11 protein-coding genes are annotated in these 13,256 nt (G+C 71.7%); 5 read left to right on the top strand and 6 right to left on the bottom strand.

Annotated elements, in window-relative coordinates:
- Nucleotides 1-4 precede the first annotated feature (4 nt).
- Genes HUV60_RS02825 through HUV60_RS02840 form a run of 4 tightly spaced genes read right to left on the bottom strand, consistent with a single transcriptional unit; the run spans nucleotide 5 to nucleotide 4,449 of the window.
- Nucleotides 5-784: a CDP-alcohol phosphatidyltransferase family protein gene (locus tag HUV60_RS02825; RefSeq protein WP_257852475.1), complete on the bottom strand. Its 780-nt coding sequence runs from the start codon at nucleotides 782-784 to the stop codon at nucleotides 5-7.
- Complete coding sequence (locus HUV60_RS02830) at nucleotides 762-1,823, bottom strand: iron-containing alcohol dehydrogenase family protein (protein ID WP_257852474.1); 1,062 nt, start codon at nucleotides 1,821-1,823, stop codon at nucleotides 762-764. Before HUV60_RS02830 ends, HUV60_RS02825 begins: the two co-directional genes overlap by 23 nt.
- Nucleotides 1,811-2,563 (bottom strand): phosphocholine cytidylyltransferase family protein, encoded by a 753-nt coding sequence (locus HUV60_RS02835; RefSeq protein ID WP_257852473.1) that lies wholly within the window; start codon nucleotides 2,561-2,563, stop codon nucleotides 1,811-1,813. The genes HUV60_RS02830 and HUV60_RS02835 overlap by 13 nt, the downstream gene beginning before the upstream one ends.
- Nucleotides 2,560-4,449 carry a CDP-alcohol phosphatidyltransferase family protein gene (locus HUV60_RS02840; RefSeq protein WP_257852472.1) on the bottom strand — a complete coding sequence of 630 codons (1,890 nt, stop codon included), beginning with the start codon at nucleotides 4,447-4,449 and terminating at the stop codon, nucleotides 2,560-2,562. The genes HUV60_RS02835 and HUV60_RS02840 overlap by 4 nt, the downstream gene beginning before the upstream one ends.
- A 794-nt stretch (nucleotides 4,450-5,243) precedes the next feature.
- Here HUV60_RS02840 and HUV60_RS02845 point away from each other — a divergent pair.
- The gene (locus HUV60_RS02845) at nucleotides 5,244-6,176 is read left to right on the top strand and encodes a cation diffusion facilitator family transporter (RefSeq protein ID WP_257852471.1); all 933 of its coding nucleotides are present in this window, start codon (nucleotides 5,244-5,246) and stop codon (nucleotides 6,174-6,176) included.
- A gap of 353 nt (nucleotides 6,177-6,529) precedes the next feature.
- Nucleotides 6,530-7,123, top strand: coding sequence for an isopentenyl-diphosphate Delta-isomerase (idi, locus tag HUV60_RS02850; RefSeq protein WP_257852470.1), 594 nt, complete (start codon nucleotides 6,530-6,532; stop codon nucleotides 7,121-7,123).
- Nucleotides 7,124-7,213: 90 nt separating this feature from the next.
- On the opposite strand, the gene HUV60_RS02855 is transcribed toward idi, so the two are convergent.
- Together HUV60_RS02855 and HUV60_RS02860 are read right to left on the bottom strand one after the other, a co-directional pair.
- Nucleotides 7,214-7,729: an ATP-binding protein gene (locus tag HUV60_RS02855; protein WP_257853158.1), complete on the bottom strand. Its 516-nt coding sequence runs from the start codon at nucleotides 7,727-7,729 to the stop codon at nucleotides 7,214-7,216.
- 174 nt (nucleotides 7,730-7,903) lie between these two features.
- Complete coding sequence (locus HUV60_RS02860) at nucleotides 7,904-8,527, bottom strand: HdeD family acid-resistance protein (RefSeq protein WP_257852469.1); 624 nt, start codon at nucleotides 8,525-8,527, stop codon at nucleotides 7,904-7,906.
- Between the two features lie 113 nt (nucleotides 8,528-8,640).
- Between HUV60_RS02860 and HUV60_RS02865 the strand changes: the two genes are divergently transcribed.
- The 3 genes from HUV60_RS02865 to HUV60_RS02875 all read left to right on the top strand — a co-directional run bounded on the left by HUV60_RS02865 (nucleotide 8,641) and on the right by HUV60_RS02875 (nucleotide 13,155).
- The gene (locus HUV60_RS02865) at nucleotides 8,641-9,396 is read left to right on the top strand and encodes an enoyl-CoA hydratase/isomerase family protein (protein WP_257852468.1); all 756 of its coding nucleotides are present in this window, start codon (nucleotides 8,641-8,643) and stop codon (nucleotides 9,394-9,396) included.
- 101 nt (nucleotides 9,397-9,497) lie between these two features.
- Nucleotides 9,498-9,632 (top strand): LPFR motif small protein, encoded by a 135-nt coding sequence (locus HUV60_RS02870; protein WP_257853156.1) that lies wholly within the window; start codon nucleotides 9,498-9,500, stop codon nucleotides 9,630-9,632.
- Nucleotides 9,633-10,782: 1,150 nt separating this feature from the next.
- On the top strand, nucleotides 10,783-13,155 hold the full coding sequence (locus HUV60_RS02875; protein ID WP_257852466.1) for a Tex family protein: 2,373 nt from the start codon (nucleotides 10,783-10,785) through the stop codon (nucleotides 13,153-13,155).
- Nucleotides 13,156-13,256: the final 101 nt, after the last annotated feature.

Genomic DNA, 13,256 nt, shown 5'->3' on the forward strand with positions numbered 1-13,256 from the left:
GCGGTCACCTCAGCCTGCTGGAGGCGAGGACGGACACCAGGTGCAGCAGGGTCTGCAGCAGGGCTATCCCGGCGAGGACGGCGACACCCAGGCGGGTGAAGAACAGGTCGCCCCGGGCTGTGTCGACGACCGCGAGGACCACGATCAGCAGCGACGCCTCCATGCCGAGGATCAGCCGGTGGAACTTCAGGGCTCCGGCGGCCCGGCGGGCGAGCGCCATGCCGGAGGAGCGCGGCTCGGCGGCGGCCTCCTTGACCGGCGGGAGTCCGCCCTGGTGCCGGGCCACTCCGACCAGGTCGGTCTCGGCCTTGATCAGGATGGCGCCGAGGGCGGCCAGGGTGCCGAGGAAGGCCCAGAGCCAGTCGATGCGGCCGGTGCCCCACAGGTCGGCGGCGCGCAGGCCGAACCCGACGAGAACGGCCGCGTCGCACAGGTAGGCGCCGACCCGGTCGAGGTAGACCCCGCTGAGCGAGAACTGCTGCTTCCAGCGGGCGACCTCGCCGTCCACGCAGTCGAGCAGCAGGTACAGCTGCACCATGACCAGGCCGAGGAGCGCGCCCGTGATCCCCGGCACCAGCAGGACCGGGGCGGCGAGGACGCCGAAGACGGTCATCAGATACGTGAGCTGGTTGGGCGTGACCCTGGTGTTCACCAGGTAGCGGTCCACCCGCAGGGACACCTCACGCATGTAGAGGCGTCCCATCCAGTGCTCACCGCTGCGCCGGTCCTTCACCCCCGCGGGGTGGACGACCGGACGGAGTTCAGCTACCGATGGCCTTGACATAGTCGGCGTAGACGTCCTTGATCTGTTCGGTCTTCAGGTCGAGATGTTCGAGAATCGTGTAGCGGCCGGGACGGGTCTCGGGGGCGAATTCGACGACTTTGACGAACTCCTCCGCCGTGAAGCCGATCTCCTGGGGCAGCACCGGCAGTCCGTGCCGGCGCAGTACTCCGGCCATGTACGCCGACTCGTCGTGCGCGCCGCGCAGGTACATGGCGAAGGCCGCGCCCAGGCCGCACTGCTCTCCGTGGGCGGCGGCCCGCTTGGGGTAGAGCAGGTCGAAGGCGTGGTTGATCTCGTGGCAGGCCCCGGAGGACGGCCGCGAGTCACCGGACACCGACATGGCGATGCCGCTGAGGACCAGTGCCTCGGCGAGCACCTGGAGGAAGTCGTTGCCGCCGATGCCTCCGGGATGGCGCAGCACGGATTCGCCGGCCTGCCGGGCCATGGCGGCGGCGAGCCCGTCGATCCGCTCACCCTTGATCCGGTTGGCCAGCTCCCAGTCCGCGACGGCGGAGACGTTGGAGACGGCGTCGCCGATTCCGGCGCGTACGAAGCGCACCGGGGCGTCCCGGATGATGTCGAGGTCGATGACGACCGCGATCGGGGTCGGCACGCCGTAGGAGCCGCGGCCCGCGTCGTTGTCGAGGGTGGCGACGGGCGAGCACAGGCCGTCGTGCGCGAGGTTCGTCGGTACGGCCACCAGAGGAAGGCCGACACGTGCCGCGGCGAACTTGGCGCAGTCGATGATCTTGCCGCCGCCGAGTCCGACGATCGCGTCGTAGTGGCCGGTCTTTATGGCGCCGGCCAGCCGGACCGCGTCGTCGAGGGTGCCGCCGCCGACCTCGTACCAGGTGGCGCCGGGCAGTGACGGGGAGAGCCGCTCGCGCAGCCCGGCGCCGGAGCCGCCGCTGACGGCGACGGCGAGGCGCCCCGACTGGGCGATGCGCTCGTCGGCGAGGACCCCGGCCAGGTCGTCGAGGGCACCGGGGCGGATGTCGACGACGAGCGGGGAGGGGATGAGCCGGGTCAGTACTGGCATGCGATCTCCCGTCCACGGGCGAGATCGTCGTGGTTGTCGATCTCCACCCAGTCGACGTCACCGATCGGCGCCACGTCGATCCGGAAGCCGCGGTTCACCAGTTCCTGGTAGCCGTGCTCGTAGAACTGCTGGGGGTCGGTCTCCCACACGGCCTTCAGCGCGTCGGCCAGCGCGGGGGCGGCGTCGCCCTCGATGAGGGTGACGCCGATGTACTCGCCGGTGGCCTCGGCGGGGTCCATCAGCTTGGTGATCGTCGTCATGCCCTTGCCGGGGTCGACGACGACCTTCATCTCCTCGTCCGCGAGGGACTTCACGGTGTCGAGGGCGAGGATGATCCTCTTGCCGTCGCCGCGGGCGGCGAGCAGCGTGTTCTCGACGGAGACCGGGTGCACGGTGTCGCCGTTGGCGAGGATCACGCCGTCCTTGAGTGCGTCACGGCCGCACCACAGGGAGTAGGCGTTGTTCCACTCCTCGGCCTTGTCGTTGTCGATGAGGGTGAGCTTGAGCCCGTACTTCTGCTCCAGGGCCGCCTGGCGCTCGTACACGGCCTCCTTGCGGTAGCCGACGATGACGGCGGCCTCGGTCAGGCCGATCTCGGCGAAATTGCCGAGGGTGAGGTCCAGGACCGTCGGTTCGCCCTCTATACCCGCGGGCCCCACCGGCACCAGCGCCTTGGGCAGGGTGTCGGTGTGGGGGCGCAGACGCCGTCCGGCGCCGGCCGCCAGCACGAGGCCGATCATGCGGGTTCTCCTTCATCGTGTACGGCGGGTGCGCCGCCCCGGTGGGCGGCCACCCAGAAGCGGATGCTCTCGAAGAGCACCAGCAGGGCCACGGCCACGGCGATCACCGTGAGCGCGACGGCGAACTGCGAGGCGGTGAGCAGGGCGGCCAGGACGACGACCGCCAGGGTGCGTCCTTCGTGCCCTCCGATCGCCCGCACCAGCCAGGGCGGGGGCGCGTCCGCGTCGCCGCGGATGCGGTAGACCGTGTCGTAGTGATGGTAGGCGACGGCGGCCACCAGGCCGTAGGCCGCCGGAAGCACTCCGTTCGCCTCGGCGCCCGCCGCCAGTGCCAGGACGGTGCCGTACTCGGCGGCGCGCAGGAACGGCGGGACCAGCCAGTCGAGAGGGCCCTTGAGGGGGCGGGCGACGGCCAGGGCGGAGGTCAGGACGTACAGGAGGGCGGCGAGGACGGGCCACGGTCCGCCGAAGCCGGTCAGCGCGGCCGTGGCGGTGACGGCGGCGGCGCCGAGCAGGGCGACGGCAGGGGCGGTGAAGCCGGGCAGGCGCCGCGCGAGGGCCTTCAGCGCCTGGGCGAGGCGTTCGGCGAGCGGCCCGGTGTCGGTGAGGTCCGCGAGGGCGCGCGCGGCGCGGTCGGTCCTGCGAGCCTTGCGGGTCAGGGCGCGCAGGACGCGGCCGGCCGTGGTGTACGTCGCCGCGAAGGCGCAGCCGATCAGCAGGGCGTAGAAGGTGATACGGGGGGTCGTGAGGGCCGTGAGGACCGCGATCATCGCCCAGCGCTCGCCGATCGGGAGGACGATCATGCGGCGTACCCAGACCGTCCAGCCGACGCTGTCGAGTCTGTCGGAGAGGGCGGCGGTGGGGCTGGTGTTGGCGGTGGCGGCCGTACTGTCCGCGTTCGCCTCGTTGAAGGAGAAGTCCACGACGTGCCGGCAGGTCTGCAGGACCATCGCGCCGAGGGCGAGGGCCCATACGTCGTCGCCGCCGCGGGCCGCGCCGAGGGCGAGGCCCGCGTAGTAGGCGTACTCCTTGGCGCGGTCGAAGGTGGCGTCGAGCCAGGCGCCGAGGGTGGAGTACTGCAGGGAGTAGCGGGCGAGCTGGCCGTCCGTGCAGTCCAGCACGAAGGAGGCGAGGAGCAGGACACCGGCGGCGACGAAGCCCGGGCGGGTGCCGGTGGCTGCGCAGGCGGCCGCTATGAGCGCGGTGATCAGGGAGGCGGTGGTGACCTGGTTGGGGGTCAGGCCGCGCCGGGCGCACCAGCGGGCGATGTAGCGGGAGTACGGGCTGATGCAGTAGGTGGTGAAGAACCCGTCACGGGCCTTGACCGCCGACTTCAGCCGGACGGCCTCGCCGTCGACGGCGTCGGCGGCCTGCCGGGCCTCGTTGCGGGCCTGCGGGCTGTCGGGGACGGTGGCGACGAGGCTGCCGAGGTCGGGGCGGTGCGGATCGCTGCCGTCGGCGCTCAGGGCGGTGACGATGCGGTCGGCGAGGGTACCGGTGGGAGTGGTTCCGGCGGGCGCCGGGGTCCCGCCGGCCGCGGGCTCACCGGACGCGGGCCCCTGGGCGGCAGCGGATCCGGAGACCGCGGTGTTCTCGCGGGCCATCGCGCGGGCCAGGGCCTGGCGGGCGGCCGGCCGGGCGGTGACGGCCCCGGGGATCGCGGCGAGCGGGAAGCGGGGGTCGGTGAGGCCGAGACGCAGCGCGTGTTCATGGCCCACGAACCGGGCGTCGACGACGGCGACCCGCTGACCGGCGGGCACCTCGGCGAGCAGGGCCTCGGCCGCCGCGGTGTCGGACGCGATCCGCACGTCGAAGCCGAGGGAACGCAGGTCCGCCTCGAGCGACGAACCCGGAACCGGCTGGCCGGTGAGGATGGCGGTCGACAACCGAATCTCACTCCCTGGATGCCGACGCGTCCACGCCGGTCGTGTACATGGTGGGGGCGGCCGTACGGGGCCCCGGGCGGCATGTCGGCTGAGGTTAGCGGATGTTCCTGAGCCCGCGTTCACCGCCCGTTCGGCGGTTGGATCGCTGTGGTTTCACCTGCATCCCTGCCGCGATCATCATCGGGGATAGCGGGGCCGGCCCACAAACCGCGCACTCAGAAGGGGCATGGAGGCGAATACAGGGCATTGCCCCGGCGTCACCCACTCGGTGCCGGGTGGGTGACGCCGGCTTGAGGACGAGTGCCGCAAGTCGCGTGCGAGGCAGGCCACGGCCGCTGCCGGGGGGCGGGTTGTCAGCCTCTGACCAGCGCGATGTCGGCCGGTGAGGTCCGCGGGCAGCCCGGTGAAGTCCTGGGGGGCCGGGCCCTCACCGTGTCACCGGGGAGGGCGAGGGCCCTCCCGCTCCTGCGCCGGGCGCCGCGACGGCGGGGACTCCGCGCTCCGCGGGCCGCACACGGCAGAGCCGGTGTGGATCTCGTCACGGAGACCACGCCCTGCCCCCCGGCACATGCGCACGGTGAGAACGGCCCCGCACCGAGCGGCACCCGCGCCTTCGGCTCGCCGACGGCGTCGGCCGAGTCGCCCAGGCGGCGTGCTCTCCCCCTGGGCACGTCTGAGCTGCGTACTGTTTCCGCAGGTCAGAGCACATGACAACGGTGTTCAGTGCCGCGTTGCCGGATACCCCCGGCCCGTAGTTCACTGTGAGCCGGACGAGTCAGGGAAGGGCGGTTTCCATGGGGGCTGGGCACGATCACGGGCACGGCGCGTCCGCCGGCGGTACGGCGAGCGCGGCGTACCGCGGCAGGCTGCGGGCGGCGCTGGCGATCACGCTCGCTGTCATGGTCGTCGAGATCATCGGCGGTGCGCTGGCCGGCTCGCTCGCCCTGGTCGCCGACGCGGCTCACATGGCGACGGACGCGCTGGGGCTCGGCATGGCGCTGCTGGCGATCCATTTCGCGAACCGCCCGCCGAGCGAGCGCCGCACCTTCGGTTACGCCCGTGCGGAGATACTCGCCGCGCTCGCGAACTGTCTGCTGCTGCTCGGGGTGGGCGGCTACGTGCTGTACGAGGCGGTCCAGCGGTTCATCACACCGGCCGGCACCGAAGGCGGACTGACGCTGGTCTTCGGCGCGATCGGTCTGGTCGCCAACATGGTGTCGCTGACGCTGCTGATGAGCGGGCAGAAGGAGAGCCTGAACGTGCGCGGGGCGTTCCTGGAGGTGGCCGCCGACACGCTGGGCTCGGTGGCGGTGATCGTCTCGGCACTGGTCGTCGTGGCGACCGGCTGGATGGCCGCCGACCCGATCGCCTCCCTCGTGATCGCCGCGCTGATCGTGCCCCGCACCTTCAAGCTGTTGCGCGAGACCCTGGACGTCCTGCTGGAGGCGGCACCCAAGGGCGTGGACATGACACAGGTCCGGGCGCACATCCTGGGCACGCAAGGCGTCGAGGACGTGCACGATCTGCACGCCTGGACCATCACCTCGGGCATGCCGGTGCTGTCCGCGCACGTGGTCGTCAGCTCCGAGGTGCTCAGCACCATCGGACACGAGAAGATGCTGCACGAACTGCAGAGCTGTCTGGGCGACCACTTCGACGTGGAGCACTGCACCTTCCAGCTGGAACCGCGGGGTCACGCGGAGCATGAGGCGCGGCTCTGCCACTGAGAAGGCACCGGGCCGTGAGTGCCGTCCCGGCGCCGTGAGGGCGACGTGGCGACGGCGGGATGCGGGGTACGGCCGAGGGGGAGGATTCGCTGGGGCGTGAGCGTGGTCCTCATGCGCCGGGGAAAGCATCCTTCCGCCCCCCTGCCTGCGCCCTTTCGTTCATGACACCCCGCCTCTCACGGTTCTCCCGCCGCCGGTCCGGGCAGGTCGTCCACGGGGCCCCTCTTCCGGCGTCCGGCCCGCGCCGGCCACGGGCCGGACCGTCCGCGGGACATGCGGGCGGGGCGGGGAGCGCCGTGGGTGCCGGATTCGTGCGGCAGACTTGGGGCGCGAAGACCGAGTGAAGGATGGGTATGCCGATCACACCTGCCACCGCGACGCACAGCCCGTCGGGCCCTGCCGCCGAGGCGATTCTGCTGGAGCTGGTCGACGAAGACGGCGTGACGGTCGGTACCGCGGAGAAGCTGGCCGCCCATCAGCCCCCGGGGCAGTTGCACCGGGCGTTCTCGGTGTTCCTGTTCGACGAGCGGGGGCGGCTGCTGATCCAGCGACGGGCGCTGGGCAAGTACCACTCCCCCGGCGTGTGGTCGAACACGTGCTGCGGGCACCCCTACCCCGGTGAGGCGCCGTTCGCGGCGGCGGCCCGGCGGACCTTCGAGGAGTTGGGGCTGTCGCCGTCGCTGCTCGCCGAGGCGGGCACGGTGCGCTACAACCACCCGGACCCGGCCTCGGGTCTGGTCGAGCAGGAGTACAACCACCTGTTCGTCGGCATGGTGCAGGCGCCGCTGCGGGCGGATCCCGCAGAGGTGGCGTCCACGGCGTTCGTGACCCCGGACGAGCTGGCCCGGCGGCACGCCGAGGACACCTTCTCGGCGTGGTTCATGACCGTGCTGGACGCGGCGCGGCCGGCGGTCCGGGAGCTGACCGGACCGTCGGCGGGCTGGTGACCGTGCGCGGGGCCGGTCGCGGACCTGCGTGCGTGTCGGGCAGGCCGGGCTCGGGCGTCGGGCCTGCCCGGGCCGGCGCGGTTCGGGCCGTCAGCCCTGCGCGGGCTTGAGCGGCACGGCGGCCCAGATCACCTTGCCGCCGCTCGCGGTGTGCTCGACGTCGCACATGCCGTTCGCCTCGCGGGTGATCTCGCGCACCAGGAGCAGTCCGCGGCCGCCGGTGCGGCCGTGGTCGGCCTCCAGAGCGGTCGGGCGGTAGGGGTGGTTGTCCTCCACGGACACCCGGACCCACTCGGCTCCGACGGCGACCTCGACGGCGAGCATCGGGGAGAGCAGGGCCGCGTGCCGTACGGCGTTGGTGACCAGTTCCGACACGATCAGCAGCAGTCCCTGCACCACCTCGTCGGCGACCGGCACCCCCTGGCGCAGCAGCAGCTCCCGTACGGCGTGGCGCGCCTGCGGGACCGAGGCGTCGACGGCGGGGGCGGTGAACCGCCAGACGCCTTCGTAGGGCAGTGGCGCCGGTTGCGGGGGCGCGCTCTTCTCCTCGGCGGGTCTCTCCCCGCCCTGTGGGCGTGGGCCGGGCCCGCACCCCTGGTCGTCCATCGTCCGGTCGCCACCCTCACGCTCGATTGTCACCACACGTCGAGTGTTGGCAACCATGCGCGCCCCGCCGAAGTCCTGAACAGAAGTCAGCGGATATCGAGCGCTTCTGGCCGTTGGCTTATGCCCCCGTCGCTTGCGGCACTGTTTCTGTTCGCTCCGTGCCTCGTCGGCGAACTATTCGGGTTGTACGGGTTTGGTGTGGGGCCCTGCGTCCTCCGGGCCCGTCAGCGGGTCGGCGACCATGCCCACGATCCTGCGCCCGCCGTAGCCGGTGGCGATCAGCCCGAGCCCGTCGAAGAGCAGGGTGAGCGAGAGGAAGGTGCCGATCACGTACTGACTGCTGCCCGGCCAGGTGGCCAGGACCAGGATGCCGAGGAGGAGGCCGAGGACGCCCTGCAGGAGCGTCACGCCGAACTGCGGCCCGCGGACCACCATGCTCCCCACCAGGCGGAACAGTCCGCCGGTGAGGAACAGCAGCGCGGCGAACATGGTCAGCGCCTCGGCCGCCGCCTCCGGTGTACGCAGGACCACCACGCCGGCCGCGATGTTCAGCGCCGCGACGATCACGGCGAGCCAGAAGAAGCTGGTGTGCCGGGCCTGGACCGCGTGCAGCAGCGAAACCGCACCACCGATCAGCAGCAGCCAGCCGAACAGCACCATCGTCGTCAGAGTCGCGACGCCGGTGTAGACGAGACCGAAGAGGCCGGCGACGACCAGGATCACGCCGAGCGCGGCGAGCCGGCCGAAGCCGCGCTTCAGCTTGGCCGCCTCGCCACGCGGTGGGGTGGATTTGGCCATGACTGCCTCCTCGTTGTCCGTTATCTTCCCTTCTCCCCTGCCCCCGGTGTCGCGTAACGCCTCACATGCTCCTGCCGATCGGCGCTCCGACCGGGGCGGATAGCATCCGGCGCATGGAGCCGCAGCTGTCACACAGCGTCACCGACTCGGTCGCCACGGTCGTCATTCGCCATCCGGCCAAGCGCAACGCCATGACGACCGCGATGTGGCGCGCGCTGCCGCCGCTGCTCGACACACTGGCAAAGGACGCCGGGGTGCGGGCGCTGGTGCTCACCGGCGAGGGGGAAACCTTCTGCGCCGGGGCCGACATCTCCACGCTCAAGGGGTCGCCTCAGGAGGCACAGAGACTCGCCGTGGCGGCCGAGGAGGCGCTCGCCGTCTTCCCCAAGCCGACGCTCGCGGCGGTCCGGGGCCACTGCGTCGGCGGCGGGGCACAGTTGGCGGCGGCCTGCGATCTGCGGTTCGCGCAGGAGGGGGCGGTCTTCGGGGTGACCCCGGCCCGGCTCGGGATCGTCTACCCGGCCTCGTCCACCCGGCGGCTGGTGTCGCTGGTGGGGCCGGCCACCGCCAAGTACCTGCTGTTCTCCGGTGAGCTGATCGACACCGCGCGGGCGCTGTGTACGGGGCTGGTCGACGAGGTGCTGCCCGTGGACGGGCTGGACCGGCGGGCTGCGGAGTTCACCGCGATCCTGGCCTCGCGTTCGCAGCTGACGCAGGCGGCGGCGAAGGAGTTCGCGAACGGACGCACCGACCGGGCCCCCCACTGGAGCGGTCAGGCGCGCGACAACGGCGACACGGCGGAGGGGGTCGCCGCCTTCCTCGAACGCAGGCCGCCCCGGTTCGGCTGGACCCCGCCGGGGCGCGGGTAGGGCACGGCGTACACGACGGACAGGCATGTTGAAGCGTTGACGAGGTACCCGTGGATCACCGTCCGTTCCGGCCCGGGACGGACGGAGAACCGAAGGAGGAGATCGTTTTGCGTGCCATCGCGGATGTTCTGCGTCAGATCGGCGGCGCCGTCGCCACCGTCGTGACCCTGCCGTTCCGGGCACTGGCCCGGCTGTTCGGGGGTGCCTCGTCCGCGGGGCGGGGCCGGCGCGCCTGACCCGGCGCGCATTGGTGCGACGGGGCGGGCCAGGTGACACCAAGGTGGGTCGGTGAGCTGGGGCTGAGCGCGGCAACTGTCACCGTTTGGGTATTCCAGTGGTCACCACCCGAGGTTTTTCAATCCGGTTGTCACCGACTTCGGTCGTTGGGGTCGGCGTACGCCGACGGCGGGACCGCTGCGGCTCCTGCTGACGCGCTGTGGTCGCACCGGTGCTCGTGGGCCGGCCTGCGCCCCCCGGCCGATGTCCCAGGCGGTCGGGCCGGGCTCGGTCCGGCCCCGGGGGGAGTCACGGTGGTCTGTGATGTGGCGGGACCACCGGCGAGGAGCTGACACGGCCGGTCGAGGAGTCGATTCGGTACGGGTCGCACGAATCGGCTCCGGTACGCGTGTTCACGTGGCGGCAGGAACAACGTCGTTGTCCCGGGCCGCCGTTTGTTCAGAGCACCGGTCGTCTGCATGGGGCGGAGAGCGTGGAAGAGGCTCGGTTCCTGCTCGCTCCGGACTTCGCCGACGAGGTGACGGCCGTTGTTTCGCAGCCGTTCAGGGTGCGCTTCGACGGAGCCGTCGGAGAACGACCACGCGCCCCGGACCACCTGGTGCGCACGAGGGCCGGTTTCCGGCCCACCACCCGGACTGCCGTCCTTCGTCGGTCACCGCCGCGCAGGGAGCCGGCCACGGCCGTCAGACCAAGAGCCCGGGGGGGACCTGACAGCACACCAGTTGGAGCTGGTCAGGATCCGGCTGGAACACCTGGCGGAAGTCAGGTCCGGCTTCCGCAGCGGGGACCGGCTTCGGCCGGGGCCGGGCGAGCCGAAACCGGAGTACGCCCCGGACACGGCCACGGTCACCTCGCGGAGGCACGCGAAGGCCGCCGGGTCGCAGGCGACGGCACCGGGACGTGACCAACAGCATTCTGCCGCTGCAGGAGACACCGATAAGCAAGGCCGCGTCCCAGGTGACGCGATGACGCCATGCGGTTCGGGCTGCAGCGGCACCGCTGAAGAAGCTCAGTGACAGGTGTCGCGCCCAGGTGACAACCATCTCGCCCAGTCGCACGGGGCCCGCGAGTCGCCGCCCTGATCCCCGATTGTCGGCACCACCTGCCACAATTGCCGCGCAACCTCAGCGAAGAAGGCGGTACGGGATCGTGACGACACCCCTCCAAGGGTCCATCGAAGGCAGGATCGCCGAGGAGCTCGGCGTACAGGAGCGGCAGGTCAGGGCCGCCGTGGAACTGCTCGACGGCGGTTCCACGGTGCCCTTCATCGCCCGCTACCGCAAGGAAGCCACCGAGACGCTCGACGATGCGCAGCTGCGTACGCTCGAGGAGCGGCTGCGCTATCTGCGGGAGCTCGGGGAACGTCGTACGGCGATCCTGGACTCGGTGCGCGAGCAGGGCAAGCTCACCGAGGAGCTGGAGGCACGGATCCGGGGCGCGGAGACCAAGGCGCGCCTGGAGGACATCTACCTGCCGTACAAGCCGAAGCGGCGTACCAAGGCGCAGATCGCGCGCGAGGCGGGGCTCGAGCCGCTGGCGGACGGGCTGCTCGGGGATCCGGGCGTCGAGCCCCTCGCCGAGGCCGCCGCGTTCGTGGACGCCGGCAAGGGTGTCGCCGATGCGCAGGCCGCCCTGGACGGCGCGCGGGCCATTCTCACCGAACGGTTCTCGGAGGACGCGGACCTGATCGGCGAGCTGCGGGAGCGCATGTGGGTGCGCGGGCGGCTCGCCGCCAAGGTGCGTGACGGCAAGGAGGAGGAGGGCGCCAAGTTCTCCGACTACTTCGACTTCGCCGAGCCGTTCACCGAGCTGCCTTCGCACCGGATCCTGGCGATGCTGCGCGGCGAGAAGGAGGAGGTCCTGGACCTCGTCCTGGAGCCGGAGGAGGCGGCACAGGTCCCGTCCTCGTACGAGGGCACGGTGGCCCACCGGTTCGGGATCGCCGACCGGGGCCGCCCGGCCGACAAGTGGCTGCTGGACACGGTCCGCTGGGCGTGGCGCACGCGCATCCTGGTACATCTCGGGATCGATCTGCGGCTGAGGCTGCGTACGGCGGCCGAGGACGAGGCGGTGCGGGTGTTCGCGGCGAATCTGCGCGATCTGCTGCTCGCCGCTCCGGCCGGCACCCGCGCGACCCTCGGTCTCGACCCCGGCTTCCGTACGGGGGTGAAGATCGCCGTGGTGGATGCGACGGGCAAGGTCGTCGCCACCGACGTGATCCACCCGCACGTCCCGGCGAACCGGTGGGACGAGTCGATCGCCAAGCTGGCCCGGCTCGCGAAGGAGCACGCCGTCGAACTGATCGCGATCGGCAACGGTACGGCGTCCCGCGAGACCGACAGGCTGGCCGGCGATCTCATCACCCGTCACCCCGAGCTGAAGCTGACGAAGGTGATGGTGTCCGAGGCGGGCGCCTCGGTGTACTCGGCGTCCGCGTTCGCCTCGCAGGAGCTGCCCGACATGGACGTTTCGCTGCGCGGGGCGGTGTCGATCGCGCGTCGGCTCCAGGACCCGCTGGCGGAGCTGGTGAAGATCGACCCGAAGTCGATCGGCGTCGGCCAGTACCAGCACGACCTGTCCGAGGTGAAGCTGTCGCGCTCGCTGGACGCGGTGGTGGAGGACTGTGTGAACGGCGTGGGGGTGGACGTCAACACGGCGTCCGCGCCACTGCTCGCCCGGGTCTCCGGCATCACCTCCGGGCTCGCCGAGAACATCGTGTCCCACCGGGACAGCAACGGGCCGTTCGGGTCCCGCGGTGAGCTGAAGAAGGTGCCGAGGCTCGGCCCCAAGGCGTACGAGCAGTGTGCGGGCTTCCTGCGGATCCGCGGCGGTGACCCGCTGGACGCCTCCAGCGTGCACCCGGAGGCCTATCCGGTAGTCCGGCGCATGGTGCAGAAGTCCGGCGAGGAGGTCGCCTCCCTGGTCGGCAACACGGGGGTGCTGCGCTCGCTGAGGCCGCAGGACTTCGTGGACGAGACGTTCGGTCTGCCGACCGTCTCGGACATCCTCAAGGAACTGGAGAAGCCGGGGCGCGATCCGCGGCCGGCCTTCAGAACCGCCGCCTTCAAGGAGGGCGTGGAGAAGATCTCCGACCTCTCCTCCGGGATGATCCTGGAGGGTGTGGTGACGAACGTGGCGGCCTTCGGCGCGTTCGTCGACATCGGCGTCCACCAGGACGGCCTGGTGCATGTCTCCGCCATGTCGAAGACGTTCGTCAAAGACCCGCGGGACGTGGTGAAGCCGGGCGACATCGTCAAGGTGAAGGTGCTCGACATCGACATTCCGCGCAAGCGGATCTCGCTGACCCTGCGGCTCGACGACGAGGCGGCGGAGCAGACCGAGGCGGCTCCCGGCGGGCGTCGGCAGCGTGGCGGCGGGCGCCCGCCGCAGCAGCGCCAGGGGCAGGCCCAGGGTCAGGGCCGTGGTGGGGGCGGCGCGCGTCAGACCCCCGCACCGGCGAACAGCGCGATGGCCGACGCCCTGCGCCGGGCGGGGCTGGTCGACCCGAAGGGCAAGCGCTAGGTACCGCGCCGGCCGACGGCCCGGTTCCTCCGCTGTGTGCGGGGGGGGGCCGGGCCGTCGGGCTGTTCGGCGACGTCCTGGTCAGTGCCCGGTCAAGGCCC

Origin of the sequence: Streptomyces sp. KMM 9044, from assembly GCF_024701375.2 — a bacterium.
Classification (GTDB): Bacteria; Actinomycetota; Actinomycetes; order Streptomycetales; family Streptomycetaceae; genus Streptomyces.

Coding starts and splice junctions, on each gene's coding strand:
- HUV60_RS02825 (WP_257852475.1), bottom strand. CDS start 784: ATGTCAAGGCCATCGGTAGCTGAACTCCGTCCGGTCGTCCACCCCGCG.
- HUV60_RS02830 (WP_257852474.1), bottom strand. CDS start 1,823: ATGCCAGTACTGACCCGGCTCATCCCCTCCCCGCTCGTCGTCGACATC.
- HUV60_RS02835 (WP_257852473.1), bottom strand. CDS start 2,563: ATGATCGGCCTCGTGCTGGCGGCCGGCGCCGGACGGCGTCTGCGCCCC.
- HUV60_RS02845 (WP_257852471.1), top strand. CDS start 5,244: ATGGGGGCTGGGCACGATCACGGGCACGGCGCGTCCGCCGGCGGTACG.
- idi (WP_257852470.1), top strand. CDS start 6,530: ATGCCGATCACACCTGCCACCGCGACGCACAGCCCGTCGGGCCCTGCC.
- HUV60_RS02855 (WP_257853158.1), bottom strand. CDS start 7,729: ATGGACGACCAGGGGTGCGGGCCCGGCCCACGCCCACAGGGCGGGGAG.
- HUV60_RS02860 (WP_257852469.1), bottom strand. CDS start 8,527: ATGGCCAAATCCACCCCACCGCGTGGCGAGGCGGCCAAGCTGAAGCGC.
- HUV60_RS02865 (WP_257852468.1), top strand. CDS start 8,641: ATGGAGCCGCAGCTGTCACACAGCGTCACCGACTCGGTCGCCACGGTC.